The 589-nt window shown below is 41.4% G+C and carries 1 protein-coding gene; it reads right to left on the reverse strand.

The window, feature by feature from the left end:
• Positions 1 to 113 precede the first annotated feature (113 nt).
• Positions 114 to 563 (reverse strand): GNAT family N-acetyltransferase, encoded by a 450-nt coding sequence (locus tag ACXAFQ_RS20490; protein WP_474825220.1) that lies wholly within the window; start codon positions 561 to 563, stop codon positions 114 to 116.
• Between the last annotated feature and the right edge of the window lie 26 nt (positions 564 to 589).

Raw genomic sequence — 589 nt, forward strand, 5'->3', positions numbered from 1 at the left:
TAACACCCCACTTAGGGGCACAAACACGGTGGCTATAATCGGAACGAAGTGACACAGCCACCGTGTTTGTGTCCCAGCGAGCCTGCGAGCGGCTACAGTGGTTTGTTATGCATTTACACCGCTCTAACCATGACGCAAGTGCTGTCTGATAGCAAGTGGATGCCGGTAAATCCGAATGAGCTATATAGATATGAATGCTCGTTCTTACATTGTAAGTAAAGGTCTTCTATACCCAATTTTTGAGAATGATCTAATGCAAGCTGAATTAACTTTTTCCCGATACCTAAGCGTCGATAACCTGGAATAACAAATAAACCACCTAACCAATGTTTATAGTCGTATTGCTTATTCTCATAGAGTTTCAGTTCAACAGCGCCAACGGCTTCGTTATTTTCTGTTGCCACAAAACAGAGAGGAACATCATTTTTTGATTTTGATTTACTTTTCACGTCTTCAAAAACTGCGTTGAACGGGACGTTGTAATTCTTAGCCCATTCATCGTAATACCACTGTGCAATGGTCTTAGAATGATGGCTTTGCTCTGCTAAAAATGAAACTTCCACTTATCTTTCCTTGATGCATAACACCC

This window comes from Alteromonas sp. ABH2_165 (assembly GCF_056159945.1).